29 protein-coding genes are annotated in these 23718 nt (G+C 56.4%); 25 read left to right on the top strand and 4 right to left on the bottom strand.

Annotated features, from left to right (window positions below; genetic code table 11):
- Positions 1-44: 44 nt before the first annotated feature.
- The 6 genes from AC1AY0_RS03055 to rpsI all read left to right on the top strand — a co-directional run bounded on the left by AC1AY0_RS03055 (position 45) and on the right by rpsI (position 6109).
- Positions 45-1061, top strand: coding sequence for a D-2-hydroxyacid dehydrogenase family protein (locus AC1AY0_RS03055; protein ID WP_476525953.1), 1017 nt, complete (start codon positions 45-47; stop codon positions 1059-1061).
- A 53-nt stretch (positions 1062-1114) separates the two neighbouring features.
- A complete protein-coding gene (locus AC1AY0_RS03050) occupies positions 1115-1756 on the top strand; it encodes an IMPACT family protein (protein WP_476525952.1) in 642 nt (213 codons plus the stop codon).
- A 101-nt stretch (positions 1757-1857) separates the two neighbouring features.
- Positions 1858-2463: an AbrB family transcriptional regulator gene (locus AC1AY0_RS03045; RefSeq protein WP_476525785.1), complete on the top strand. Its 606-nt coding sequence runs from the start codon at positions 1858-1860 to the stop codon at positions 2461-2463.
- A 93-nt stretch (positions 2464-2556) separates the two neighbouring features.
- A complete protein-coding gene (gene malQ / locus AC1AY0_RS03040) occupies positions 2557-4722 on the top strand; it encodes a 4-alpha-glucanotransferase (RefSeq protein WP_476522833.1) in 2166 nt (721 codons plus the stop codon).
- 423 nt (positions 4723-5145) lie between these two features.
- A complete protein-coding gene (gene rplM / locus AC1AY0_RS03035) occupies positions 5146-5595 on the top strand; it encodes a 50S ribosomal protein L13 (RefSeq protein ID WP_033890532.1) in 450 nt (149 codons plus the stop codon).
- Positions 5596-5617: 22 nt separating this feature from the next.
- Complete coding sequence (gene rpsI, locus AC1AY0_RS03030; RefSeq protein WP_476525783.1) at positions 5618-6109, top strand: 30S ribosomal protein S9; 492 nt, start codon at positions 5618-5620, stop codon at positions 6107-6109.
- Positions 6110-6196: 87 nt separating this feature from the next.
- Here the strand turns inward: rpsI and glgX are convergent, their stop codons facing one another.
- Entirely contained in the window at positions 6197-8905 is a 2709-nt protein-coding gene (gene glgX / locus AC1AY0_RS03025; RefSeq protein ID WP_476525782.1) for a glycogen debranching protein GlgX, read from the bottom strand.
- 131 nt (positions 8906-9036) lie between these two features.
- Here glgX and AC1AY0_RS03020 point away from each other — a divergent pair, with 131 nt between their 5' ends.
- Positions 9037-9438, top strand: coding sequence for a VOC family protein (locus tag AC1AY0_RS03020; protein ID WP_476525780.1), 402 nt, complete (start codon positions 9037-9039; stop codon positions 9436-9438).
- On the opposite strand, the gene AC1AY0_RS03015 is transcribed toward AC1AY0_RS03020, so the two are convergent.
- Entirely contained in the window at positions 9423-10565 is a 1143-nt protein-coding gene (locus tag AC1AY0_RS03015; RefSeq protein WP_476525778.1) for an ROK family protein, read from the bottom strand. The genes AC1AY0_RS03020 and AC1AY0_RS03015 overlap by 16 nt on opposite strands.
- A 422-nt stretch (positions 10566-10987) precedes the next feature.
- On the opposite strand from AC1AY0_RS03015, the gene adhE reads away from it, so the two are divergent.
- Positions 10988-13717 (top strand): bifunctional acetaldehyde-CoA/alcohol dehydrogenase, encoded by a 2730-nt coding sequence (gene adhE, locus AC1AY0_RS03010; RefSeq protein WP_476525777.1) that lies wholly within the window; start codon positions 10988-10990, stop codon positions 13715-13717.
- 99 nt (positions 13718-13816) lie between these two features.
- On the opposite strand, the gene AC1AY0_RS03005 is transcribed toward adhE, so the two are convergent.
- The gene (locus tag AC1AY0_RS03005) at positions 13817-14662 is read right to left on the bottom strand and encodes a YwiC-like family protein (RefSeq protein WP_476525775.1); all 846 of its coding nucleotides are present in this window, start codon (positions 14660-14662) and stop codon (positions 13817-13819) included.
- Between the two features lie 75 nt (positions 14663-14737).
- Positions 14738-15505 carry an acetolactate decarboxylase gene (budA, locus tag AC1AY0_RS03000; protein ID WP_476525774.1) on the bottom strand — a complete coding sequence of 256 codons (768 nt, stop codon included), beginning with the start codon at positions 15503-15505 and terminating at the stop codon, positions 14738-14740.
- Positions 15506-15900: 395 nt separating this feature from the next.
- On the opposite strand from budA, the gene rpsJ reads away from it, so the two are divergent.
- The 17 genes from rpsJ (at position 15901) to rplF (ending at position 23717) form a co-directional block, all read left to right on the top strand.
- Positions 15901-16209 carry a 30S ribosomal protein S10 gene (gene rpsJ / locus AC1AY0_RS02995; protein ID WP_003808013.1) on the top strand — a complete coding sequence of 103 codons (309 nt, stop codon included), beginning with the start codon at positions 15901-15903 and terminating at the stop codon, positions 16207-16209.
- Positions 16210-16226: 17 nt separating this feature from the next.
- Entirely contained in the window at positions 16227-16868 is a 642-nt protein-coding gene (gene rplC, locus AC1AY0_RS02990; protein ID WP_033890520.1) for a 50S ribosomal protein L3, read from the top strand.
- A gap of 6 nt (positions 16869-16874) precedes the next feature.
- Positions 16875-17534, top strand: coding sequence for a 50S ribosomal protein L4 (rplD, locus tag AC1AY0_RS02985; protein WP_033890519.1), 660 nt, complete (start codon positions 16875-16877; stop codon positions 17532-17534).
- A 5-nt stretch (positions 17535-17539) separates the two neighbouring features.
- Complete coding sequence (gene rplW / locus AC1AY0_RS02980) at positions 17540-17836, top strand: 50S ribosomal protein L23 (protein WP_033890518.1); 297 nt, start codon at positions 17540-17542, stop codon at positions 17834-17836.
- Between the two features lie 36 nt (positions 17837-17872).
- Positions 17873-18703 (top strand): 50S ribosomal protein L2, encoded by an 831-nt coding sequence (gene rplB / locus AC1AY0_RS02975; RefSeq protein WP_033890516.1) that lies wholly within the window; start codon positions 17873-17875, stop codon positions 18701-18703.
- Positions 18704-18718: 15 nt separating this feature from the next.
- Positions 18719-18997 carry a 30S ribosomal protein S19 gene (rpsS, locus tag AC1AY0_RS02970; protein WP_003814508.1) on the top strand — a complete coding sequence of 93 codons (279 nt, stop codon included), beginning with the start codon at positions 18719-18721 and terminating at the stop codon, positions 18995-18997.
- 17 nt (positions 18998-19014) lie between these two features.
- Positions 19015-19374, top strand: coding sequence for a 50S ribosomal protein L22 (rplV, locus tag AC1AY0_RS02965; protein ID WP_100493466.1), 360 nt, complete (start codon positions 19015-19017; stop codon positions 19372-19374).
- A gap of 2 nt (positions 19375-19376) precedes the next feature.
- Complete coding sequence (gene rpsC, locus AC1AY0_RS02960; protein ID WP_476525771.1) at positions 19377-20177, top strand: 30S ribosomal protein S3; 801 nt, start codon at positions 19377-19379, stop codon at positions 20175-20177.
- A gap of 6 nt (positions 20178-20183) precedes the next feature.
- Positions 20184-20603 (top strand): 50S ribosomal protein L16, encoded by a 420-nt coding sequence (gene rplP, locus AC1AY0_RS02955; protein ID WP_476525769.1) that lies wholly within the window; start codon positions 20184-20186, stop codon positions 20601-20603.
- Positions 20603-20854, top strand: a complete 252-nt coding sequence (gene rpmC / locus AC1AY0_RS02950) for a 50S ribosomal protein L29 (RefSeq protein ID WP_033890510.1) — start codon at positions 20603-20605, stop codon at positions 20852-20854. Before rplP ends, rpmC begins: the two co-directional genes overlap by 1 nt.
- A 2-nt stretch (positions 20855-20856) precedes the next feature.
- Positions 20857-21117 carry a 30S ribosomal protein S17 gene (gene rpsQ, locus AC1AY0_RS02945; protein ID WP_007055338.1) on the top strand — a complete coding sequence of 87 codons (261 nt, stop codon included), beginning with the start codon at positions 20857-20859 and terminating at the stop codon, positions 21115-21117.
- A gap of 94 nt (positions 21118-21211) precedes the next feature.
- Positions 21212-21580, top strand: a complete 369-nt coding sequence (gene rplN / locus AC1AY0_RS02940) for a 50S ribosomal protein L14 (RefSeq protein ID WP_003829893.1) — start codon at positions 21212-21214, stop codon at positions 21578-21580.
- Position 21581: 1 nt separating this feature from the next.
- Positions 21582-21917, top strand: a complete 336-nt coding sequence (gene rplX, locus AC1AY0_RS02935) for a 50S ribosomal protein L24 (RefSeq protein ID WP_033890508.1) — start codon at positions 21582-21584, stop codon at positions 21915-21917.
- Positions 21914-22486, top strand: a complete 573-nt coding sequence (gene rplE, locus AC1AY0_RS02930; protein ID WP_007053039.1) for a 50S ribosomal protein L5 — start codon at positions 21914-21916, stop codon at positions 22484-22486. The genes rplX and rplE overlap by 4 nt, the downstream gene beginning before the upstream one ends.
- A 1-nt stretch (position 22487) precedes the next feature.
- Positions 22488-22673 carry a type Z 30S ribosomal protein S14 gene (locus tag AC1AY0_RS02925; RefSeq protein WP_003814530.1) on the top strand — a complete coding sequence of 62 codons (186 nt, stop codon included), beginning with the start codon at positions 22488-22490 and terminating at the stop codon, positions 22671-22673.
- Between the two features lie 88 nt (positions 22674-22761).
- Positions 22762-23160, top strand: coding sequence for a 30S ribosomal protein S8 (gene rpsH, locus AC1AY0_RS02920; RefSeq protein WP_003829896.1), 399 nt, complete (start codon positions 22762-22764; stop codon positions 23158-23160).
- Between the two features lie 17 nt (positions 23161-23177).
- Positions 23178-23717, top strand: coding sequence for a 50S ribosomal protein L6 (gene rplF, locus AC1AY0_RS02915; protein WP_033890506.1), 540 nt, complete (start codon positions 23178-23180; stop codon positions 23715-23717).
- The last annotated feature ends 1 nt before the right edge of the window (position 23718 follow it).

Here is a 23718-nt window from a genome sequence, read left to right as displayed (position 1 = left end):
GGAATAAGCTGATTTTCTCCCACCGCCCGCCTAATGTGGTGGCCATGACCGAGATCTTTGAAACGCAACCTGAGCGCACTGATTTGCCGCTGGTGGTTATGCCTTCCGTACTGGAATCGATGATTGAGCCTATTAAGGCGCATTTTCCGGCATTGAAGGATGTTGCGCGAGTGCGCATGTTCGAGGAATTTACTTCGGATGAGGCGACTATCGCCGAACGTTGCGCTGATGCGGACGCTCTGCTGGTGGGCGGATATCATATCTCGGATGATTTGCTGAACACGTTCAGCCAGCATAGCCATATCAAATGCATCGTATTCTGCGGCACTGGAGTGGCTAGCTATATCAATCTGGACCTTGCTCGCACGCTTCATATTCGAATCTGCAATGCCGAACATTACGGTGACCATGCTGTAGCCGAGCACACGTTCGCGCTGATGCTTGAGCTGGTTCGCCGCACCGGTCAGCTGGATGCAGATGTCAAAGCTGGTAACTGGGCGTGGGCTGGCGGCGATGGCTTACAGCTCGCGGGTCGTAAGCTTGGCATCATCGGTCTCGGTGGTATCGGGTCCACTGTGGCCGGTATCGCTCGCGCTTTCGGCATGGAAGTCAGCGCATGGAACTCGCATGTGCCAGCCGAACATTTTGAACGTTCAGGCGCCAAACCGGTTGATGATTTGAACGAGCTCATTGCTAGTAGCGACATCGTGTCCGTGCATTTGCCGCTGAACAATGCCACGCGCGGCATCGTCACCGCTGAGAATCTCGCGCATTTGAAGCCTGGCACGCTGTTCATCAATACCGCTCGCTCTGAAGTCATTGAATCTGGTGCTCTGCTCGCGCGACTGAGCAAAGGCGATATTCCTGCCGGACTTGACGTGTTCGATCATGAGCCGTTAGCCGCCTCTGATGCAATTTGCCAGGTGCCCGGCATTGTGCTCACGCCTCATGTTGGCTGGCGTACCGATGGCGCTTTCAAGGAACTTACGCGCCAGATGATCGCATGCCTGACCGCCTACTTTGCTGGCGAAGACTATAACGTCGTTGTCTCCGAACGCTGACATTAGCTGGCAAGCTATCCATTGATGATTATTGAATGTGATTGTTGACTCATATGCAGACGATTCTCAACACCCCTGACGCTCCCGCACATGACGCTCTGGTCGAGAAGAAATCCGAATTCATTGGTGATGCCGCTCACGTGGACACTTTGGATGAGGCGCTCGCATTTGTGGCATCCATCCGTGAGCAGCATCCCAAGGCTCGTCACGTGGCGTATGCCGCCGTGTGCGGTGGTGCAGATGGGCGACTCTCCGAACGTATGAGCGATGATGGTGAGCCTTCCGGTACCGCTGGCAAACCTATTCTTGATGTGCTGAAGCAGTCTGGCACTACAGACTGTGTAGTAGCGGTAACCCGATACTTTGGCGGCATTCTGCTGGGCTCTGGAGGATTGGTTCGTGCGTATTCATCGGCTGCATCGTTGGCGATGAAGGCCGCGAATGTGGCTCGAATCATGACCGCTCAACGGTACCGCATCCGATTGGAATATCCACAGCTCGCCCGCTTCCAGCAGTTGCTCGCACAGGTGGATGGCCACCAAGAAGATGAGTCGTATACCATGAACGTGGAACTCACTGCTGTTGTGCCATTGGAGGCCGCAACGCGATTCGAGGAGCGTGTGCGGGAAACGTTCAATGCGGCGGTGGTTCCTGACCCATTCGATAGAGTCAACATTCCTGTTCCGCTTGACTAAGCCGCATTGCTGCGGTGCTTTTGCCTGATTGAGAGGCATTCGCACAGCTCGGAGTGCGTGAGCTGTGCATTGTCAATAACAACCAACTAAGCTGAAGAACTATGACTGACGAACAAGAAATCAAGGACTTCGAACCGCTGACTGTGGCCTATGAGCGTCTGCGTCACTCTACTGATTCCGCTGAACTTTCGGAGTTTGCGCGCCGTCCATTGCCGGACCGTTCCAATCAGGCAGCGTTCTCTCGTGCTACCGCATTGTTGGAAGCTGTGGCCGGCAATCGTCATACGCCGGTTGAAGATCGAGTGTTCCTCGCTACGACCATGCCATTCCCGAATGTGCTGGTTAAGCTGTCTGAAGATCCCGATGACTCGGTTCGTCAAGCCGTGGCCGCCAACGAAGATGATAAGAATTGGCTTGTAGGGCGACTTACCAAAGATCCAGTGCCAGCTGTGCGCGACCATGCGCTGCGCAATAAGCGAACGAGCTGGAAAATGCGTCTCGAAGGCGCGCAAGATCCGACCGCTGATGCGGAGACGTTGGACTTCCTTGGCAAACTTGGCACCGAGCTTGAAGAAGGCGCTCCCGCAGTGCTCGCTTCGATGGTTCGTCGTGCAGTGGCGCTGAACCCGAATACCTCCGCTCAGATGTTAGAAAAATTGGCTAACGACCCCTCTCAAGAGGTCCGTAATGCCATCGCAGAGCGATAAATTATGCCAATCAATTGAATAACAGGGAAATTTCAGCTCATTGAGGCGTTTGCGTTACAGTGTGGCGCGCATAAAGGGCGTTAGACTGGGGCTATGAGTGAGAATACCGAGAATGAAGAGCGGCTGGCACGCCCGCTGATTCGTCTGGCCAAGTTGGTCGGCATCGGAACCAGCTATGTGGGTATGAGCCATGATTATCACGAAATCGACGACGAAGTCCTGATCGAGATACTGGCCGCTCTGGGCATTGAGGCCCGAGATGAAGATAGCCAAGACGCCGCCATCCGGCGCATCCTGAAGGAACGTTACTCCAGACTGGTGGCACCTACCGTGCTGCATACCGCAGGTGTGGAAGACCAAGTCCTGGTGAACACGGGAATTCTGGAGACTCCAAGCGCCACCATCACATTGGAAAGCGGTGAAACATACAGCGGCACTGTGGGCGTTGGCCCAGGTGACGGTTCACAGGCTTTTGATCTTGGTGATCGATTCGTTTCCACTGCAGCGCTGATCATTCCTGCCGATGTGCCGGTCGGCTACCACAAGCTGCACGTCACTGTGGGTAACCGCACTCAGGACGCTACGCTTATCAGTGCACCAAGCAAGGTGGATCTTATCGATCCGATGAAGAATGGCAGCTTGTGGGGCTGGATGGCTCAGCTGTATTCGATTCGTTCCTCTGGCTCGTGGGGCGTGGGAGATTACGAAGATCTGAAGACCATGCTGGTTGACGCCAAGAAGAAGACCGGGGCTGATTTCATTCTCATCAACCCGGTGCATGCGGCCGAACCGGTTTCTCCGCTGACGCCATCCCCGTATCTGCCGGTAAGCCGCCGACTGGTGAACTTTACGTATATTCGACCGGAATCCGTGCCGGAGTATGCTTCGCTTGCTGCTGACGTCAAGCAGCAGGTAGACGCCTTGCATGCTGATGTGGAACCGTTGAATGGTGATGCTCAGCTCATCGATCGCGACGCCATGTGGCGTAGCAAGATGCACGCATTGTGGATTATCTTCAAGTCTGGCCGTACTGCAGAACGCCAGGCCGCTTTTGATGATTTCAAAGCGAACAGCGGCTCTGATCTCGAAGCGTATGCCACTTGGTGCCTCTGCTACGACAAGTGGGGTGCGCCCACCGATGATAAGAACGGTTGGGAGCAGGCGCTGAACCGTGATTCTCAGGAAATCGCGAATCTGAAGAATCAGTTCCCGGACACGTTGGACTTCTATCGTTGGCTTGAATGGGTGGCTGTGGAGCAATTGGCTGCTGCTCAGCAGGCCGCTAAGGATGCTGGCATGCATATCGGCATCATGTCTGATATGGCTGTTGGCGTGCACCCGTATGGTGCTGACGTGTGGTGGAATCCGGAACGCTTCGCTAAGGGAGCCACGGTTGGTGCGCCGCCGGATATGTTTAACCAGCAGGGTCAAAACTGGAGTCAGCCACCGTTAAGCCCGTTGGATCTTGAGGCCACTGGTTATCAGACGTACCGCAACATGGTGCACGATATGTTCGCTCGTGCCGGTGCTGTGCGCATCGACCATATCCTCGGTCTGTTCCGTCTCTGGTGGATTCCGGAAGGTCATTCTGCCGTGGACGGTGCCTATGTGTACTACAACTCCAACATCATGCTTGGCATTCTGGCTATTGAAGCCAGCCGTGCAAACGGTGTGGTAGTTGGCGAGGATTTGGGCGTGGTGCCTGAATATGTTGCCGATTCGTTGGCTGGCCACGGCATTCTCGGCTGCGCTGTGGAATGGTTCGAGCAGTATGATGGCGTGTTCCGTAAGCCGTCTGAGTATCGCCCGTATGCACTGGCTTCGGTGAACACTCATGATCTGCCGCCGGCTGCCGGATACCTTGAGTATGAGCATGTCAAGATTCGTGAACGGTTGGGTCTGCTGACCGGACCGGCTGAGGAATTCGAAGCTTCTGCTAAGGCGGAGCAGGATTCCATGATTGCCATGCTGGTTGATCAGGGTTATCTGAATCCGGATTATGCGCAGGATCGCGAGGCTCACGAATCGGAGATTGTGGATGCGCTGTACCGTGCGCTTAAGGGTGCGCCGTGCAAGCTGTTTGCTGCTTCTATTACTGATGCAGTAGGGGAGAAGCGTGCTCAGAACCAGCCCGGTACCAATAATGAGTATCCGAACTGGCGCATTCCGCTCGCTGATGCCAAGGGCAATGTAGTGCCGCTCGAAGCAGTCTTTGACACCCCAGGCGCCCAACGCTTCGCCCAAATCTTCAACAGCTGACCACTCTGGCTCCCCTTGTTGGGCTGAGCCGTAAAGCAAACAGCACGGTGTGCTGTTTGTAGGCGAAGGCGAACGACAGTGAGCAAACAAGAAGCAGGCGTAGCCTGTCCTTAATTGCTGCTGAGCTGGCCCGCGAACGCGGGACTGAGGGGTAGTAGGAGAGCGGCCGTAGGCTGCGGAAAAATAGCACCGGACGCAAGGACGGTTCCGATTATGGCTCGGCGTGTGGAATGTCAGGCATAGCGATATACTAGTGGATTGTTGTGTTTCCCTAAGGGGTCCTTCAAAGCGCTATCCCACTCGCCATCGAGGACTTTCAGGGAGCCCACGGATAATGAGGTTCAAAGCTTTTTGGATGCGGCCCTGACCAAGTCACGCCAAACAGCGGAGACCCGGAACACAATATATAGAAAAGGTACTCCAGTGAAAACTTTCACTCCGAAGCCAGCTGATCTGACTCACGACTGGTACATCGTCGACGCCACCGACGTGGTGCTGGGCCGTCTTGCCTCCCAGGTTGCAACCCTGCTGCGCGGCAAGAACAAGCCGACCTACGCTCCGCACGCTGATCTCGGCGATTACGTTATCGTCATCAACGCCGACAAGATCGCTCTCACCGGCAACAAGATGGGCAAGGAACTCTACTCTCACTCCGGTCGTCCCGGTGGTCTGCGTCGTGATTCCTACGCCGAGCTGCTCGAGAACAACCCCGAGCGCATCATCAAGGCCGCCGTCAAGGGCATGCTGCCGAAGAACCGTCTGGCTAAGGTGCAGCTCGACCGTCTCCGCGTCTTCCGCGGCGCCGAGCACCCGCACACCCCGCAGCAGCCGAAGACCTTCGAGATCGCTCAGATCTCGCAGCAGGCCAAGTGAAACCTGAGAGGAGATAGATATCATGGCTGAAAACACCAACGACTCCCAGGTTGTCGAGACCGAAGAGGAGCTCACCAACTACACCACCGAGACCAACGCTGGCGCTGGCACCGGTACTTCCGCTATCGAGCCGGGCTACGGCACCGGTCGTCGTAAGGAAGCCGTCGCTCGCGTGCGTCTGGTTCCGGGCTCCGGTAAGTGGACCATCAACGGCCGCACCCTGGAGGAGTACTTCCCCTCCAAGCTGCAGCAGCGTGAGGTCAACTCCCCGATCGTTCTGCTCAAGCTCGAAGGCAAGTTCGACGTCATCGTTCTCGTTGACGGCGGCGGCACCACCGGCCAGGCCGGCGCTATCCGCCTCGGCGTTGCCCGCGCTCTGAACGCTATCGATCGTGACGCCAACCGCGCCGCCCTGAAGAAGGCTGGCTTCCTGACCCGCGACTCCCGTGTCGTGGAGCGCAAGAAGGCTGGTCTGCACAAGGCACGTCGCGCACCGCAGTTCTCCAAGCGTTAATTTCGCTGCGAACTGTTTCTACCGAGCACAAAGAACCCCTTCGTGGAAATCCACGAAGGGGTTTTTTGGTTTCAGCGCCGAGCGGGCTCACACCTGCTTCATCAGCGTGATGCTCAAGGCTGGCATGGTCCATACATTGGCGCGCGCAGTATCATCCGGTTGAATTGGTTCGTCATTGTTGACGAGCTTCGCCGAGGACTGGCCGACCGCATTCAGCGCTTCAGTAACGCGCATCAGTTGCTCGGTTTCCGTCATCGGCTTGTCTGCAGCGGCAACCTGGTCATCAACAGCCTTATCAGTGCTTTTATCAGAAGATTTCACAATAGCGAACTGAGCAGTCACTGCAGATGCTGCATCATCATCTTGAGCAGAACTATGCGATTGCGCAGTACGCGTAGTCACCGAAGATGTGGACTGAGCTGGGCTAGCAGCAGCATTCTTGGCCTGCTGAGCGGCTCGCTCTTGCTCTTTGGCACGTGCCTCCTCAGCCAAGCGACGCACAGTCTCATCAGCATTCTGAACGTGCTGCATCCAGACACTAATGTCTTCCGCATCATTGTCAGCCTGAATATGTCCATCCTGTCCAGGCCACAGGCCGTTGACTTCGGCAGAGCACCACTTGGGAATCCATGTGCTGTCATCAGGCAGATGGAAGTCGCGGTTTTCCGCCACGCCATTGACCACAATGCACACGTCAACTTCTGTATTGGAGAGAAGCCGCATCGTGAAGCTGCGGATGCCAAGATCAAACCAATCGCGTTCCACAGGGGAGGAGCCATCAGGCAGGAACCACTTCACACGGCTTGAAGGCTTCAATAATCCAAGCTGAGTGAGCCTGGTGAAGAAGTCCTCGTGATGATACAAATCAAGGGATTTGCGCAGCGAAACCAGGTGAGAAACCGTTTCAAGACGACGCATTTCACGGGTCTTATGCGGCGAATACAGCCAATCCCAGTTCAGCCAAGTCAGGTTATTGTCTTGGCAATACGCATTGTTATTACCATCCTGCGTATTGCGGAACTCATCGCCGGCAAGCATCATTGGAGTGCCCAGCGAGAGCATAAGCATACCGGTCAGATTCATAGCGGCCTGTTCGCGTGCCGCAATGATTTCCGGCTCATCAGTAACACCCTCCACACCGAAGTTAGCGGAGTGATTCACTGAAGAACCATCGTTGTTATGCTCGCCGTTGGCTTCATTGTGCTTAGTACGGTAGCGAGTCAAATCAGTCAGAGTGAAGCCGTCATGGCAACTCACGAAGTTGATCGATGCTGTTGCGCCACGGCCCGGGTCGGTGGCGTAGAGATCAGCAGAGCCACACAGTCGTGTAGCCATTTCCTGCAAACTGGTACGCCCATAATCCATGCTGCCGTCCACATCCTCAAGCCAGAATGTACGAGCAGTATCACGGAATCGATCGTTCCATTCAGCGAACGGAATGCCGAACTGGCCGGTGCGCCAGCCAAGATTGCCGAGATCCCACGGCTCCATAATGAGCTTGAGATTGCCAAGCAACAGGTCGGAGCGCAGGGCATAGAGGAACGGATGATGTTGGGTGAATTCTCCGTTCAAACGGGCCAAAGTCACGCCCAAATCGAAGCGGAAACCATCAATGCCGATGCGCTTGGCCCAGTAGCGCAACGAATCAATAGCGAATGTCACCACATGAGTGTTAGTGAAATCAAACGTATTGCCGCAGCCAGTGGTGTCTTCAAGACGTCCGGCATTGGACTTTTGATGGCGGTAGTACGCTAGATCGTCCAAACCGCGCCAGCAGACAGTCGGGCCTTCCACACCGCCCTCGCAAGTATGGTTGTAGACCACATCCATAATCACTTCAAAGCCGGCCTCGTGCAGGGCACGCACCATGTCGATGACTTCCTGCCGCACAGCCGTGGCACCCTTCTCCTGTGCTGCCTTGGTGGCATAGGAGGGCTCGGGAGAGAAGTAGCTGAGCGTGGAGTAGCCCCAATAATTCTTGCGCCCATGCTCTTGCAGGAACAGTTCGTCCTGCTTAGCCTGAATCGGCAATAGTTCAATAGAGGTAACGCCAAGGTTCTGCAGATATGCCAGTGTAATAGGATGGGCAAGGCCGGCGTAGGTGCCGCGAAGCTCCTCGGGAAGCCAAGGAGCATTGGCGGTAAAGCCTTTGACATGCATCTCATAAATCACGGTTTTGCGCCACGGCACATGCGGATGATCCGGATCGCCTTCATGCTTATGCACATCACGATCATCAATGGCTACAGACACAGGCACATGTCCCAGCGAATCGATGGTGCTCATTGTGCCATATGCGGAGCCGATTACCTTGCGATCTTGTACCGTGCACTCATACGAGAATGCTGCCGGGTCGAGATCCATGGAGCCCTCAATACCCTTGCCATATGTGTCAAGCAAGAATTTGTAAGGATTGAATCGCACGCCGTGCTTCGGATCCCACGCACCATCCACGCGGTATCCGTACTGCATACCATCCCAAGCCTTGGGCAGATGCACATACCACAGTCCGTAATTGGGGCCGGTCATGCGGAATAAAGTTTCGCGTAAATACAGATGCTCAAGAATGCGAGTGCAAACGGGGAATTCATGAATTTGTTGAATAAAAGAGGTATTCGGGTCTGAAAACAGACGAATCGCATCTTGGAAGAATGCGCTGGGCTTATCAATAGGCTCAAGCACACACAGCCAGACTTGGTCGGCGGTTTCTGAACGCACCACGACGTCCGCTCCACCGTCATCAGTGAAGTACAAACCTGGGCGGGTGGCATAACGATGCAACGGTGGATTTCTCATGACTCCATTGTAGACGTGGGTATGTGCGGGCGTTTTAGGAATGAGAAGCTATGTTGATGCTGCCAACATGGGGTATGCATCAGTATTCTTAAAACAAGCCGATGCACGTTCATTGTTCAAAGGAGAGCACGATGGCTAAGCCCATGACCGCATTCACCACTGACCTGCAACATTCAGGCATGCCTACTGAACATTTGGATGAAACCATTGAGTTTTACACCAAAGTGCTTGGATTCGAGCTGTTAGGCGTATTCCCCAATGGTGAGAATCGGTGCGCATTTCTTCGATATGGTCATTTGACAATCGAAACCTGGGAAGGAGACCCCGCTCCTGGAATTGCAGGCGCTATCAACCATTGGGCCTTTGACACTCCTGATATTGAAGCAGCATGGGCTAATGCTCAGGAACTAGGGCTTAAGTGCAGTGAAACTGAAATTCAGTCAATTCCAACGTTTTGGGAGCATGGCATCCGGTATTTCAATGTCTTTGGACCCAATGGCGAGACCATCGAATTCTGTCAGATAGTGAAGTAGCTGCTGAACAGCTCATTGAGATACTGCTGAGCATATCGCAACGCTGCGCCGGTGATGTCAGAATCATCGGCGCAGTAGCTTTTTCGGAGCGTAAAATGTTCGGTTCCAAATGGGCTACGTTGAATAACACGGTTGCGCAGCTCGTTGATTTCCGTATCGGAAAGCAACGATGCCGCTTCTCCGCCGATAATAATGTCTCCAGCAATGATTGCTCGCGCGTTCACAATAGCCTGAGCCACGTAGTCAAGCCATTGGCTCATGCGTTCGCGATGATGCCTCTCGCCCTGTTCGAGCACACTAAAGAAGCCGGGAATGCTTTCGTAATCTTCGGGAAGTGTTTCTAGAGAACAGTATGTATCCATGCAGCCGTGCTGACCGCAGTAGCAGGCTTTTCCATCCGGAACCAATATCATGTGTTCGATGGTGCCGTTGCACTGATTGGGCCCTTGATGTAGTTTGCCGTCAATGATCAGTGCACCGCCAGGCCTGCGGTCGAGATACATGCAGACTGCATCGCGTAACGTAGTATCGAACCAAAGCTCTGCCATTGCAGAGGCATCTGAATCATGAATCATCAGGCATGGATGATGCACTGATTGGCTCAACGTGCTGAGTGTGAGTCCGGTATTGCCCATAACAGGGCCGAAAGTAACGTGTGAGCCGTCTGGTGCGATGATGCCGCGGATGGAGAATGCCACACCGAGCACTTGCCCGAATTTGCGGTTAATATCTCCGGCGAAGTTATCGATAATGCCGCCAATGCGCTGGTAATACACGTTGGTATTGCGATAGGGCAGTGGGGTAGTGAGCTGAGCAACAACGGCTCCGTACAGGTTGACTGCCTGTAGCCGTAGTTCATGCGGATACATGCCTGCGCCGATGGCGATGCAGTGGTTGGGGTTAAATTCGTAATTTCGAGCTTTACGGCCTCCCGTAGAATCCTGCAAACTGCCTTGTACTGCAATATGGTCAACTTCAAGGGTTCGAAGATTTTGCGTGATAGTGGGCAGGCTCAAACCAAGATCATGTTCCAAATCTTGCTTGGTGGCGCTCTTGTGAGCATATAAATACTGGATGATGGCACTGCGATTATGCGCTTTTACATGTGTGGGCGGCAGCGCCTTCATAATGTCCTCCATTGGGCTGGATTGCAATCGTCAAGTGCATACGCGAAGTATGGACAGGCCGTAAACCATTGCAATACTGTAGGTTACAGGCACTTATATAAACACGTTTTATGAAAATATGCAAGAAAAGCTAACTTTTAGAAAACAGCTTTATAAAAGTTGCGAAGTAGATGGTTGAAAATGATTGTTCATTTTGCAATAAAACGAACAAAAGTGGTCAAAAAGAGGCCTTTTTCGGGTATTTTTACGTCAAAGATAACAGAATCAAACAAATATCAATCAAAAACAAACATGAAACGCCGTTGATTTTGTGCGAGTGCAGACCAGAAAAGGCTTCGGTATATTGTGACTCAGGTCACAGCGACTGTGACACAACAGAATACTTTGCCAAACACCCCAAGTTAGATCGAGGAGGACCCGAATTGGCAGAAGCAAAGAAGGTCGAAGCCACTAAGCCGACCCCGGAAGAGAAGCAGGCAGCAGCTGAGGCTGAGGTCAATGCACTGGTTGAGAAAGCACAGAAGGCTCTGGTCGCCTTCGAGGAGCTGGATCAGAAGCAGGTTGACCGTATCGTTGCCAAGGCTTCCATTGCCGCTCTGAACAAGCACCTGGTTCTGGCCAAGATGGCCGTGGACGAGACCGGTCGTGGTCTCGTGGAAGATAAGGCCACCAAGAACATCTTCGCTTGCGAGCACGTGACCAACTACCTCGCCGGCCAGAAGACCGTAGGCATCATCCGCGAAGACGATGTTATGGGTATCGACGAAGTGGCCGAGCCGGTTGGCGTGGTCGCCGGCGTCACCCCGGTCACCAACCCGACCTCTACCGCCATCTTCAAGTCCCTGATCGCCCTGAAGACTCGCTGCCCGATCGTCTTCGGCTTCCACCCTGGCGCACAGAAGTGCTCCGTTGAAGCCGCCAAGATTGTGCGCGATGCCGCCATCGCAGCCGGCGCTCCTGAAAACTGTATTCAGTGGATTGAGCACCCGTCCATCGAAGCCACTGGCGCCCTGATGAAGCACCCGGGCGTGGCCACCATCCTTGCCACCGGTGGTCCGGGCATGGTGAAGGCCGCTTACTCCTCCGGCAAGCCGGCCCTCGGCGTCGGCGCTGGCAATGCCCCCGCCTACGTCGATTCCGACGTGGACATTGTGCGCGCCGCTAACGATCTGGTGCTCTCCAAGCACTTCGATTACGGCATGATCTGCGCCACCGAGCAGGCCATCATCGCTCACAAGGACGTCTACGCTCCGCTCATCAAGGAACTGAAGCTGCGCAAGGCCTACTTCGTGAACGCTGAAGAGAAGGCCAAGCTTGAGCAGTACATGTTCGGCTGCACTGCAGGTTCCGGCCAGACCCCGAAGCTCAACTCCGTGGTGCCGGGCAAGTCCCCGCAGTTCATCGCCAAGGCCGCAGGCTTCGAAATCCCGGCTGATGCCACCATCTTGGCTGCCGAGTGCAAGGAAGTCTCCGACAACGAACCGCTGACCCACGAGAAGCTCGCTCCGGTGCAGGCCGTTCTGAAGGCCGACAACAAGGAGCAGGCCTTCGAGATGTGCGAGCAGATGCTCAAGCTGGGTGCCGGCCACACCGCCGCCATCCACACCAACAACCAGGAGCTCGTGCGCGAATACGGCGTCCGTATGCACGCTTGCCGCATCATCTGGAACCAGCCGTCCTCCCTCGGCGGCATCGGCGATATCTACAATGCCATCGCTCCGTCCCTGACCCTCGGCTGCGGCTCCTACGGCGGCAACTCGGTGTCCGGTAACGTGCAGGCCGTGAACCTCGTCAACATTAAGCGCATTGCTCGGAGGAACAACAACATGCAGTGGTTCAAGATCCCGCCGAAGACCTACTTCGAGCCGAACGCCATCAAGTACCTGCGCGACATGTACGGCATCGAGAAGGCCGTCATCGTGTGCGATAAGGTCATGGAGCAGCTCGGCATTGTTGATAAGATCATCGACCAGCTGCGCGCACGTTCCAACCGCGTGACCTTCCGTATCATCGACTACGTCGAGCCGGAGCCATCCGTTGAGACCGTCGAAAAGGGCGCTGAGATGATGCGCGAGGAGTTCGAGCCGGATACCATCATCGCAGTCGGTGGCGGTTCCCCGATGGACGCCTCCAAGATCATGTGGCTGCTCTACGAGCACCCGGAAATCGCCTTCTCCGACGTTCGCGAGAAGTTCTTCGATATCCGTAAGCGCGCCTTCAAGATTCCGCCGCTGGGCAAGAAGGCCAAGCTCGTGTGCATCCCGACTTCCTCCGGTACCGGTTCCGAAGTCACCCCGTTCGCTGTGATCACCGATCACAAGACCGGCTACAAGTACCCGATTACCGATTACGCCCTGACCCCGTCTGTGGCCATCGTTGATCCGGTACTGGCTCGCACCCAGCCGCGCAAGCTGGCTTCCGACGCCGGCTTCGATGCCCTGACCCACAGCTTCGAAGCTTACGTGTCCGTGTACGCCAACGATTTCACCGACGGCATGGCACTGCACGCAGCCAAGCTCATCTGGGACAACCTGGCTGAGTCCGTCAACGGCGAGCCCGGCCTGGCCAAGACCAACGCCCAGGAGAAGATGCACAACGCCGCCACCATGGCCGGCATGGCATTCGGTTCCGCGTTCCTCGGCATGTGCCACGGCATGGCTCACACCATCGGTGCTCTGTGCCACATCGCTCACGGCCGTACCAACTCCATCCTGCTGCCGTACGTGATCCGCTACAACGGCCAGATTCCTGAGGAGCCCACCTCCTGGCCGAAGTACAACAAGTACATCGCTCCGGAGCGCTACCAGGACATCGCCCGCAACCTCGGCATCGACACCGGCAAGACCCCGGCTGAAGCCGTTGAGAACCTGGCCAAGGCAGTCGAGGACTACCGCGATAACAAGCTTGGCATGAACAAGAGCTTCCAGGATTGCGGCGTGGACGAGGACTACTTCTGGAGCGTGCTCGACCAGATTGGTATGCGCGCCTACGAGGATCAGTGCACCCCGGCTAACCCGCGCATCCCGCTGATCAACGACATGAAGGACATCGCCATCGCTGCATACTACGGTGTCTCTCAGGCCGAAGGTCACCAGATTCGCGTCGAGCGCGAAGGCGAGGCCGCCACTGAGGAAGCCTCCGAGCGCGTCTGAGCCTGATTCGTTTGATGCGAAGCTGATTGCTAGCCAATCATGAGTAAAGCCCATCCACATACGGATGGGCTTTACTCATTTCATTTACTAGCGGAAGTCTCATACGGTTATGTAAAGCAGCCCGTTGGCAAGAATGCAACCGAACGCAATTACGCTGGTCACGCATTCGGTCATACCGACGACCATCGGTTTCACCTGGCGTTTGAGCGCGACCATCGGCAGTACGATGGCGCGCAGCAGTAGTATCGCTCCCATGATGACTAAATATGGGCTGCGATTAGGTGGGGCAATCCACCAAACCAGCATCGCGATATGCCAAATCCAGGATGCGGCAACGTAAGCTCGTTTGCCACGTTCGCGAATCATCGTTTTAACAAACAGTACCGAGCCGAACTGCGTAGCGGCGAAGCAGAGCACCAGTACCAAGCCGGGCAGCGATATCTGAGGAATGCTCGGCGAACCGGACCCATAATGGAATGTGATGGTTGACATCATACTTGCCGCGATTACCGCAACAGCATTGGCCCATAGCGAGCGCTCCCGTCGCAACCATGCAGCAACGAATGCCAGCGCTGCCAGGACTATATATAAAGGAGCCCAAACCACAATATCGGAATGAATAATAAGGAATGGAAGTCCTGCAACGGCGAGTGCAACGCAGTAACCGATAACCGGTGGGAGATATCGTTGCGCGAATCTGGATTTCAGCCAACGGGCAGCCGTGAATTCCACGCAATAGCACAATGCCCAACACATTACGAGCCACCAACCGGCTAACGTTACGGATGAATCAGGCTTGGTAATTGACCATACAGTGCCCCATATCGCTCCTGCCAGAGCCGGCATAAGAGCCATCACCCATGCGCCAGGCTGATCAGGAATCCAATCGCGGGCACTAGTACGGCGCTTCGTGCGGCGTTGCTGCGGGAAAGACTGCTCACTCATATATATAAGGTATCAATTGAGCCTTGAATACAACAGAGCCCAGAGCCGAGCAGACGCGAACAATATCAGAAAGAACTATTTGGCGTGCGTATCGCCTTCAGCGCTGGTGATTGCCTCGGCAATATTGTCTTGGCTGAAATCATGATTGCGATACTGCGGATCATCTACTGGCAAGTGAGTGACCAGCGTATCGAATACCTGACTATAGATTTTGCCGCGCTCGAGTACTGCATCAAGCACGTGGCCGCCGAACGTATGGTCATCGGAAAGGAAGTGTTCATGGAATCCGGCTACGGCCGCACCATGGAACATCACAGGAGAGAAGTAGCCGAGCATAGTGCCTTTGACGTCATGCCGCAGAAATATTGCTTGCCGGTCAGCTACTTCCAGCAATGTGGGGTAGGGAGCCTGCTGTTTAATCACAGCGCGAGTTTTAATAAAACTGAATGTGCCGCGCACAATCACCGAAAAGAATGTATTCGCGCGCCCATTAGCTTCGACGATTTTCTTATTCAACTCTTCAAGGCCGATATCGCTGCGTTCGCACTGATATTGGAAAGCAGCGCGATGGCTGTTGGCGAATGGCATAGTGAAATCATCGGGAATCCGTTCGGCAACACCAGACTGACCGACTTTATAGGCAATGCCATCGAGAATAATAAGCTCACCATCCAATCCCTCGCCGGTACCGATTCCGGTATCGCCGTGCTTAAGCAGCTCGCCGATAGTGGTGGTGCCTTCAAGCAGACCTGGAACGAGCAGAGCAAGCGTGCCGTGCTGATACAGCACATTGGCACCATGTTCGGTAATCGGATGAATGTTCTTGGCTAGTGATTGTGTCACGATGCTCACCCTAATGCGGCAAGCGGCTGCTCACAATGCTTGGCTTAGGAATTCGTCGTGACTTGTATCACTCTTCAATAAAGTACCTGTGCTGTATTTTCGCGTGCACGAATCACCTACAGATTGATGAGGCAACACGCCGAAAGGATGGAGCTGGGATTTAGTCCGGCCTCAATGGTTCAATAAACAAGTTGCCTGATTTGGGCTCGCAAATTGGAATTAAAAAAAGCGAGCGCGGGCTGGAGAAAACACCTCAGGGTGAAAACCAGAAGCCGCGCACTGATGTCGGATGACCGCCAGAGGACGTATGTCCAAGGGAGGCCATGCGCGCCGGTGCCCTGAAGAAGCAGGTTGGTAAACAGTACAACGAATATCGCTAGAAAGGGCGGACGGCAATGGCGGGACAGAAAATCCGCATCAGGCTTAAGTCCTATGACCATGAGGTCATCGACCAATCGGCGAAGAAAATCGTCGAAACGGTGACGAACGCGGGCGCAACTGTGGTTGGCCCCGTTCCGCTGCCGACTGAGAAGAACGTTTTTGTTGTTATTCGTTCTCCTCACAAGTACAAGGATTCTCGCGAGCACTTCGAGATGCGCACTCACAAGCGCCTCATTGACATCGTAGACCCGACCCCTAAGGCCGTGGATTCTCTGATGCACATCGATCTGCCTGCAGACGTCAACATCGAGATCAAGCTGTAAAGGGAGGAGGAAGCATTATGTCTAATCGCAAGGCTCTGCTGGGCAAGAAGCTCGGCATGTCCCAGGTGTGGGACGAGAACGGCTTCTTCGTGCCCGTTACTCTCGTCGACGTGTCCACCAACGTGGTGACCGCCGTTAAGACCGAGGAAACCGACGGCTACAAGGCTGTCCAGCTCGGCTACGGCGCCATCGACCCGACCAAGGTAACCAAGCCGCTCGCCGGCCACTTCGCCAAGGCTGGTGTCACCCCTCGTCGTCACCTCGTTGAGGTGCGTACCGACGATGTCGATCAGTTCGAGGCCGGCCAGGAGCTGACCGCCGAAGTGTTCGCTGAGGGTGCAGAAGTCGATGTTACCGGCACCACCAAGGGTAAGGGCTTCGCCGGCACCATCAAGCGTTGGGGCTTCAAGTCCTACCGTCGTTCTCACGGCTCTCACAAGAACGAGCGCCGTCCTGGCTCTGTGGGCGCATGCGCTACCCCGAGCCGCATTCTCAAGGGCAAGCGTATGGCTGGCCGCATGGGTCATGTGACCGCCACCACCCAGAACCTGACTGTTGTCTCCGCCGATGTGGAGAACGGCATTCTCGCCATCAAGGGCGCCATTCCGGGCCCGAAGGGCGGCATCGTTCTCGTCCGTTCGGCAGTGAAGGGAGCCTGATAAACCATGGCAAACGTTACTCTGAACGTCACTGACGCCAAGGGCCAGGCCGCTGGTACCGTTGAAGCTCCTGCTGAGATCTTCGGCGTTTCCGCTGAGGACGTGCAGGCTCACGTCCCGCTGATTCACCAGGTCGTTATCGCTCAGCTCGCTGCTGCTCGCCAGGGCACCCACGCCACCAAGACTCGTGGCATGGTTTCCGGCGGCGGCAAGAAGCCGTGGAAGCAGAAGGGCACCGGTCGTGCTCGCCAGGGCTCCATCCGCGCCCCGCAGTGGTACCACGGCGGCACCGTGTTCGGTCCGCAGCCGCGCGACTACTCTCAGCGCACCCCGAAGAAGATGAAGGCCGCAGCTCTGCGCTACGTGCTTTCCGACCGCGCCAACGCCGGCCGCGTTGCCGTTGTGGACTTCGGCATCACCGATACCCCGTCCACCAAGGCAGCTCTCGCCGCTCTGACCCCGGTCACTTCGGACAAGTTCGCCACGGTTGTGTTCACTCGCGACAACATCAACGAGTGGATGTCCGTGCGTAACATCCCGACCGTTCACCCGATTTTCGTCGATCAGCTCAACACGTACGACGTGGTTACCGCTCAGTACGTGGTCTTCACCAAGGAAGCTTTCGAAGCTTTCGTGGCTGCTAAGACCGAGCCGAAGGAGGCCTGATTTAGATGGTCGCTATTCACAAGCCCGCATACGACGTGATCCTGAAGCCCGTCGTCTCCGAGAAGAGCTACGCCGCTTCCGATCGTGGCCAGTACACCTTCGTGGTGGCCAAGGATGCGAACAAGGTTCAGATCAAGCAGGCAATTGAAGAGATCTTCAAGGTCAAGGTGACGAACGTCAACACCCTCAACCGCGCTGGCAAGAAGCAGCGCACCCGCACTGGTTTCGGCCAGCGTGCTTCCCAGAAGCGCGCCATCGTGACCGTTGCCGAGGGCCAGACGATCGACATCTTTGGCAACTGAAGGCTAGCCGAGAAAAGTTAAAGGAAGAACTACATTATGGCTATCCGCGTTTACAAGCCGACGACTGCAGGCCGCCGCAACGCGTCCGTTTCGGATTTCTCCGATTTGACGCGCTCCACGCCTGAGAAGTCGCTGGTTCGCAAGAAGTCCAAGACCGGCGGTCGTAACTCTTACGGCCGTATCACTTCCCGCCATCGCGGCGGCGGTCACAAGCGCCAGTACCGTCTCATCGACTTCAAGCGTTGGGACAAGGACGGCGTGCCCGCAAAGGTTGCCGAGATCGAATACGATCCGAACCGTTCCGCTCGTATCGCCCTCCTGCACTTCGCAGATGGCGAGAAGCGCTACATCATTGCACCGAAGGGCATCAAGCAGGGCGACGTCATCGAGACCGGTGCCCAGGCTGATATCAAGCCGGGCAACAACCTGCCGCTGGCCAACATCCCGACCGGTACCGTGGTCCACAACATCGAGCTGAAGCCGCTGGGTGGCGCTAAGATCGCCCGCTCCGCTGGTGCTTCCGTGCAGCTCGTCGCTAAGGATGGCGCTTACGCTCAGCTGCGTATGCCGTCCGGCGAAATCCGCAACGTCGATGCTCGCTGCCGTGCAACCGTCGGCGAAGTCGGCAATGAGGATCACGCCAACATTCAGCTCGGCAAGGCTGGCCGCGCTCGTTGGATCGGCCACCGTCCGATTACCCGTGGTGAGTCCATGAACCCGGTTGACCACCCGCACGGCGGTCGTACCCGCGGTGGCAAGCCGCCGGTTTCCCCGTGGGGCAAGGGCGAGGTTCGTACTCGTCGTCCGAAGAAGGCTTCGAACAAGATGATTGTTCGTCGTCGTCCGTCTGGCAAGAACCGCAAGTAAGGGAGTATCGAGAAGATGACTCGTAGCATCAAGAAGGGCCCCTTCGTCGACGCCCACTTGCAGAAGAAAGTCGACGAGCAGAACGAGAAGGGCACCAAGAACGTCATTAAGACTTGGTCTCGTCGTTCGATGATCACCCCTGATTTCATCGGACACACCTTCGCCGTTCATGATGGTCGCAAGCATGTGCCGGTGTTCGTCACCGAAGCCATGGTTGGTCACAAGCTGGGTGAGTTCGCCCCCACGAAGACCTTCAAGGGTCACGTGAAGGACGACAAGAAGGCCCGCCGCTAAAGGATAAGGAATAGAACATGGAAGCTAAAGCAATCGCTCGTCACGTCCGCGTGACGCCGCGCAAGGCTCGCCGCATGGTCGACCTCATCCGCGGCAAGAAGGCGACCGAAGCCGTCACCATTTTGAAGTTCGCCCCCCAGTCTGCAGCCCTGCCGGTTCGCAAGACCCTGGAGAGCGCCATCGCCAACGCTCGCGTGAAGGCCGACAAGGCCGGCGAGCCGTTCCGCGAGAACGACCTGTACATCAAGGAGACCTACGTTGATGAAGGCGTGACCCTCAAGCGCTTCCGCGCTCGTGCTCAGGGCCGTGCAGCTCGCATCAACAAGCGCACCTCCCACATCACGGTCGTCGTGGCTAACAAGGAAGGAGCCCGCTAAAGATGGGTCAGAAGATCAATCCGTTTGGCTACCGTCTGGGCATCACTGAGAACCACCGCTCCAAGTGGTTCTCCGACTCCAACAAGGCCGGCGAACGCTACCGCGACTTCGTCCTGGAAGATGATCAGATCCGCAAGGAGATGAACAAGGACCTCGAGCGCGCTGGCGTGAGCAAGATCGTGATCGAGCGTACTCGTGACCGCGTTCGCGTGGACATTCACACCGCCCGTCCGGGCATTGTGATTGGCCGCCGCGGCGCCGAAGCTGAGAAGGTTCGCGCCAAGCTCGAGAAGATGACTGGCAAGCAGGTTCAGCTCAACATCTTCGAAGTCAAGAACGCCGCGCTGGATGCCCAGCTCGTCGCTCAGGGCATCGCAGAGCAGCTGACCAACCGCGTCACCTTCCGCCGTGCAATGCGCAAGGCTCAGCAGGACGCCATGCACGCTGGTGCCAAGGGTATCCGCATCAAGCTCTCCGGCCGCCTCGGCGGTGCGGAAATGAGCCGTTCCGAGTTCTACCGCGAGGGCCGCGTTCCGCTGCAGACCCTCCGCGCCCTCATCGATTACGGCTTCTTTGAGGCTCGTACCACCTACGGCCGCATCGGCGTCAAGGTGTGGATCTACAAGGGCGACATGACCGAATCCGAGTTCGAAGAGCAGCAGGCTCAGCAGAACAACCGCCCGAGCCGTCGCGGCGATCGCCGTCCGCGCCGTGGCAACCGTTCTGCCGCCCAGCAGCAGTCCGCAGCCAAGGCTGAGGCTCCTGCAGCCGAGGCCGCTCCTGCAGCAGAAACGAAGGAGTGAGCAAGAATGCTTATCCCCAAGAGGACTAAGTACCGCAAGCAGCACCGCCCCGTGCGTTCTGGCATGTCCAAGGGCGGCAACGAGATCAACTTCGGTGATTTCGGTATCCAGGCTCTTGCCCCGGCTTACGTGACCAACCGCCAGATCGAAGCTGCACGTATCGCCATGACCCGCTACATCAAGCGTGGTGGCCGCGTGTGGATCACGATCTTCCCGGACCGTCCGCTGACCAAGCACGCTCTCGGCGCCCGAATGGGTTCCGGTAAGGGTGCCCCGGAGTTCTGGATTGCGAACATTCGCCCTGGTCGCGTGATGTTCGAAATCGGTGGCGTGTCTGATGACGTCGCCAAGGAAGCTCTGCGTCGCGCCATCGACAAGCTCCCGATGAAGTGCCGCATTATCGCACGTGAAGGTGGTGACATCTGATGGCTAACGGTACCGCTGAATACTCCATCAAGAATCTGAACGAGAAGACCAACGCGGAGATCGAAGACTTCCTCAAGAAGTCCAAGGAAGAGCTGTTCAACCTGCGCTTCCAGCACGCGACCGGTCAGCTCGACAACACCGCCCGTCTCAAGGCTGTCAAGCGTGACATTGCTCGCATGTACACTGTGCTTCGTGAGCGTGAGCTTGGCATCAGCCAGGAGCCGGCCGCTACCGAATCCAAGGAGAAGTGATTATGGCTGAAGAGCGTAACTTCCGTAAGGTTCGCCGCGGCTACGTCGTGTCCGACAAGATGGACAAGACGATTACCGTCGAGCTCGAGCAGCGTTCGACCCACCCGCTGTACGGCAAGGTCGTTCGTTCCACCAGCAAGGTCAAGGCCCATGATGAACACAACGACGCCCACATTGGCGACCTCGTGAGTATTATGGAGACTCGGCCTCTGAGCAAGACCAAGCGCTGGCGTCTCGAAAGCATTATCGAGCGCGCTAAGTAAGTAAAGTTCGGCAAGGCTCGCCATTTACCGGGGCACTACGGGAAACCAAAGTGCCCCGGTAAATGGGGAGAACCAGCTCGGCTAAGGAGAATCAATGATTCAGCAGGAAACGCGGCTTCATGTCGCCGACAACACGGGTGCGAAGGAACTCCTCGCCATCCGAGTGCTCGGCGGATCGAAGCGACGCTATGCCGGCATCGGCGACGTGATCGTCGCCTCCGTCAAGGACGCCATTCCTGGCGGGTCGGTCAAGAAGGGCGATGTGGTGAAGGCTGTCGTCGTCCGTACTGTCAAGGAATCCCGTCGTGCGGACGGTTCCTACATCAAGTTCGACGAGAACGCTGCCGTTATTCTCGGCTCCGGCCGTGAACCGAAGGGCACTCGTATCTTCGGACCGGTTGGTCGTGAACTGCGTGAGCACAAGTTCATGAAGATCGTGTCCCTCGCCCCGGAGGTGATCTGACATGGTAGCCAAGATTAAGAGCGGCGATCTGGTCAAGGTCATCCGCGGCAAGGACCGTGGTAAGGAAGGCACCGTCAAGCAGGTGCTCTCCAACGACCGACTGATCGTTGAAGGCGTTCAGATCGTCAAGAAGCATGTGCGTGCTACCCAGCAGGGCCAGCAGGCTGGCATCGTGGCCACCGAGGCTCCGATCCATCGCTCCAACGTGATGGTCATCGACCCGGAGACCAAGCAGCCTACCCGCGTGGGTGTCACCATCAAGGAAGAAGCGCGTGACGGCAAGGTCAAGACCGTGCGTGTGCGCGTTGCCAAGAAGTCCGGAAAGGAGCTGGCATGACCGATACCACTGTCGAAGCGCCGGCCACCCCGCGCTTGAAGGTCAAGTACAACGAGCAGATCATTCCTGAGCTCGAGAAGGAGTTCAAGTACTCCAACCCGATGCAGGTCGCTCGTGTCCAGAAGGTCGTCGTCTCTATGGGTGTCGGTGCCGCAGCTCGCGACTCCAAGCTCATCGAAGGCGCTGTCAAGGACCTCACCCTGATCACCGGTCAGAAGCCGAAGATCACCAAGGCTAAGAAGTCTGTCGCTCAGTTCCACCTGCGCGAAGGCCAGGCCATTGGCGCATACGTCACCCTGCGTGGCGATCGTATGTGGGAGTTCCTGGATCGTCTGCTGACTCTGGCGCTGCCTCGTATCCGCGACTTCCGCGGCATCAACGGCCACCAGTTCGATGGCCAGGGCAACTACAACTTTGGTCTCACCGAGCAGTCCATGTTCCACGAGATCGATCCTGATTCGATCGATCATGTGCGCGGTATGGACATCACTGTTGTGACCTCCACCAAGGACGACAAGGAAGCCTACGCACTGCTTAAGCACCTCGGCTTCCCCTTCAAGGAGAACTGATATGGCAAAAACCGCTCTTAAGAACAAGGCGGCCGGCAAGCCGAAGTTCAAGGTCCGCGCTTACACGCGCTGCCAGGTCTGCGGTCGTCCCCACTCCGTCTACCGCAAGTTCGGCCTGTGCCGCATCTGCCTTCGTGAGAAGGCTCACCGCGGCGAGCTGCCCGGAGTTACGAAGTCCAGTTGGTAAACATCGACGCTGAAGGTCCGCGGCCCGTTCCGCCCGTGAGGGCGGAACAGCGGCGGAAACCACGGCGAGAAAGGGCATGAAGCCCAAAATGACAATGACAGATCCGATCGCAGACATGCTGACGCGTCTGCGTAACGCGAGCGCGGCCAAGCACGAAACCGTGGATATGCCGTACTCGAAGTTCAAGGCGAACATCGCCGAGATCCTGAAGCGTGAAGGCTACATCAAGGACTTCACCGCCAAGGAAGCCAAGGTCGGCCAGACTCTTGAGGTCACCCTCAAGTACGGTCCGAACGGTGAGCGTTCCATTCAGGGCATCAAGCGCATCTCCAAGCCGGGCCTTCGCCGTTACGCGAAGTCTGACTCCCTGCCGATGCCGCTCGGTGGCCTGGGCATCGCCATCATCTCGACTTCCTCGGGACTGTTGACTCAGAAGGAATGCCTCGACCGAGGCATTGGCGGCGAGATTGTCGCCTTCGTGTGGTGAGAAAGGAGAGCTGAAACATGGCATCGCATATTGGTAAGCTCCCCATCGCCATTCCTGCTGGCGTTGAAGTCAAGATTGAAGGTCAGAACTTCTCGGCCAAGGGCGCCAAGGGTTCTGATTCCTACGTGATTCCGGAAGGCGTCTCCGCTGCTGTTGAAGGCAACGAGATCATCGTTACCCCGGCTGATGACCTGCGTCCGACCCGTGCAAAGCACGGTCTGGCTCGTTCCATCATGGCCAGCATGGTCAAGGGTGTGCACGATGGCTACTCCAAGACCCTCGAGATCGTCGGCACCGGTTACCGCGCCGTCGCCAAGGGCCAGGGCATCGAGTTCTTCCTCGGCTACTCCCACACCATCACCGTCAACCCGCCTGAAGGCATCACGCTGAAGGTCACCGACCCCACTCACGTGGTCGTCGAGGGCACCGACAAGCAGGCCGTGGGCCAGGTTGCCGCCAACATCCGCAAGCTGCGCGCTCCGGAACCCTACAAGGGCAAGGGCGTCAAGTACGCCGATGAGCGCATCCTGCGCAAGGCTGGAAAGGCTGGTAAGTGAT

This window comes from Bifidobacterium sp. LH_416 (assembly GCF_056357055.1).
The sequence above is the reverse complement of the archived record's forward strand: the minus strand, read 5'-3'. Positions and strand labels throughout refer to the sequence as shown.

Coding starts and splice junctions, on each gene's coding strand:
- AC1AY0_RS03055 (WP_476525953.1), top strand. CDS start 45: ATGACCGAGATCTTTGAAACGCAACCTGAGCGCACTGATTTGCCGCTG.
- AC1AY0_RS03050 (WP_476525952.1), top strand. CDS start 1,115: ATGCAGACGATTCTCAACACCCCTGACGCTCCCGCACATGACGCTCTG.
- AC1AY0_RS03045 (WP_476525785.1), top strand. CDS start 1,858: ATGACTGACGAACAAGAAATCAAGGACTTCGAACCGCTGACTGTGGCC.
- malQ (WP_476522833.1), top strand. CDS start 2,557: ATGAGTGAGAATACCGAGAATGAAGAGCGGCTGGCACGCCCGCTGATT.
- rpsI (WP_476525783.1), top strand. CDS start 5,618: ATGGCTGAAAACACCAACGACTCCCAGGTTGTCGAGACCGAAGAGGAG.
- glgX (WP_476525782.1), bottom strand. CDS start 8,905: ATGAGAAATCCACCGTTGCATCGTTATGCCACCCGCCCAGGTTTGTAC.
- AC1AY0_RS03020 (WP_476525780.1), top strand. CDS start 9,037: ATGGCTAAGCCCATGACCGCATTCACCACTGACCTGCAACATTCAGGC.
- AC1AY0_RS03015 (WP_476525778.1), bottom strand. CDS start 10,565: ATGAAGGCGCTGCCGCCCACACATGTAAAAGCGCATAATCGCAGTGCC.
- AC1AY0_RS03005 (WP_476525775.1), bottom strand. CDS start 14,662: ATGAGTGAGCAGTCTTTCCCGCAGCAACGCCGCACGAAGCGCCGTACT.
- rpsJ (WP_003808013.1), top strand. CDS start 15,901: ATGGCGGGACAGAAAATCCGCATCAGGCTTAAGTCCTATGACCATGAG.
- rplC (WP_033890520.1), top strand. CDS start 16,227: ATGTCTAATCGCAAGGCTCTGCTGGGCAAGAAGCTCGGCATGTCCCAG.
- rplD (WP_033890519.1), top strand. CDS start 16,875: ATGGCAAACGTTACTCTGAACGTCACTGACGCCAAGGGCCAGGCCGCT.
- rplW (WP_033890518.1), top strand. CDS start 17,540: ATGGTCGCTATTCACAAGCCCGCATACGACGTGATCCTGAAGCCCGTC.
- rplB (WP_033890516.1), top strand. CDS start 17,873: ATGGCTATCCGCGTTTACAAGCCGACGACTGCAGGCCGCCGCAACGCG.
- rpsS (WP_003814508.1), top strand. CDS start 18,719: ATGACTCGTAGCATCAAGAAGGGCCCCTTCGTCGACGCCCACTTGCAG.
- rplV (WP_100493466.1), top strand. CDS start 19,015: ATGGAAGCTAAAGCAATCGCTCGTCACGTCCGCGTGACGCCGCGCAAG.
- rpsC (WP_476525771.1), top strand. CDS start 19,377: ATGGGTCAGAAGATCAATCCGTTTGGCTACCGTCTGGGCATCACTGAG.
- rplP (WP_476525769.1), top strand. CDS start 20,184: ATGCTTATCCCCAAGAGGACTAAGTACCGCAAGCAGCACCGCCCCGTG.
- rpmC (WP_033890510.1), top strand. CDS start 20,603: ATGGCTAACGGTACCGCTGAATACTCCATCAAGAATCTGAACGAGAAG.
- rpsQ (WP_007055338.1), top strand. CDS start 20,857: ATGGCTGAAGAGCGTAACTTCCGTAAGGTTCGCCGCGGCTACGTCGTG.
- rplN (WP_003829893.1), top strand. CDS start 21,212: ATGATTCAGCAGGAAACGCGGCTTCATGTCGCCGACAACACGGGTGCG.
- rplX (WP_033890508.1), top strand. CDS start 21,582: ATGGTAGCCAAGATTAAGAGCGGCGATCTGGTCAAGGTCATCCGCGGC.
- rplE (WP_007053039.1), top strand. CDS start 21,914: ATGACCGATACCACTGTCGAAGCGCCGGCCACCCCGCGCTTGAAGGTC.
- AC1AY0_RS02925 (WP_003814530.1), top strand. CDS start 22,488: ATGGCAAAAACCGCTCTTAAGAACAAGGCGGCCGGCAAGCCGAAGTTC.
- rpsH (WP_003829896.1), top strand. CDS start 22,762: ATGACAATGACAGATCCGATCGCAGACATGCTGACGCGTCTGCGTAAC.
- rplF (WP_033890506.1), top strand. CDS start 23,178: ATGGCATCGCATATTGGTAAGCTCCCCATCGCCATTCCTGCTGGCGTT.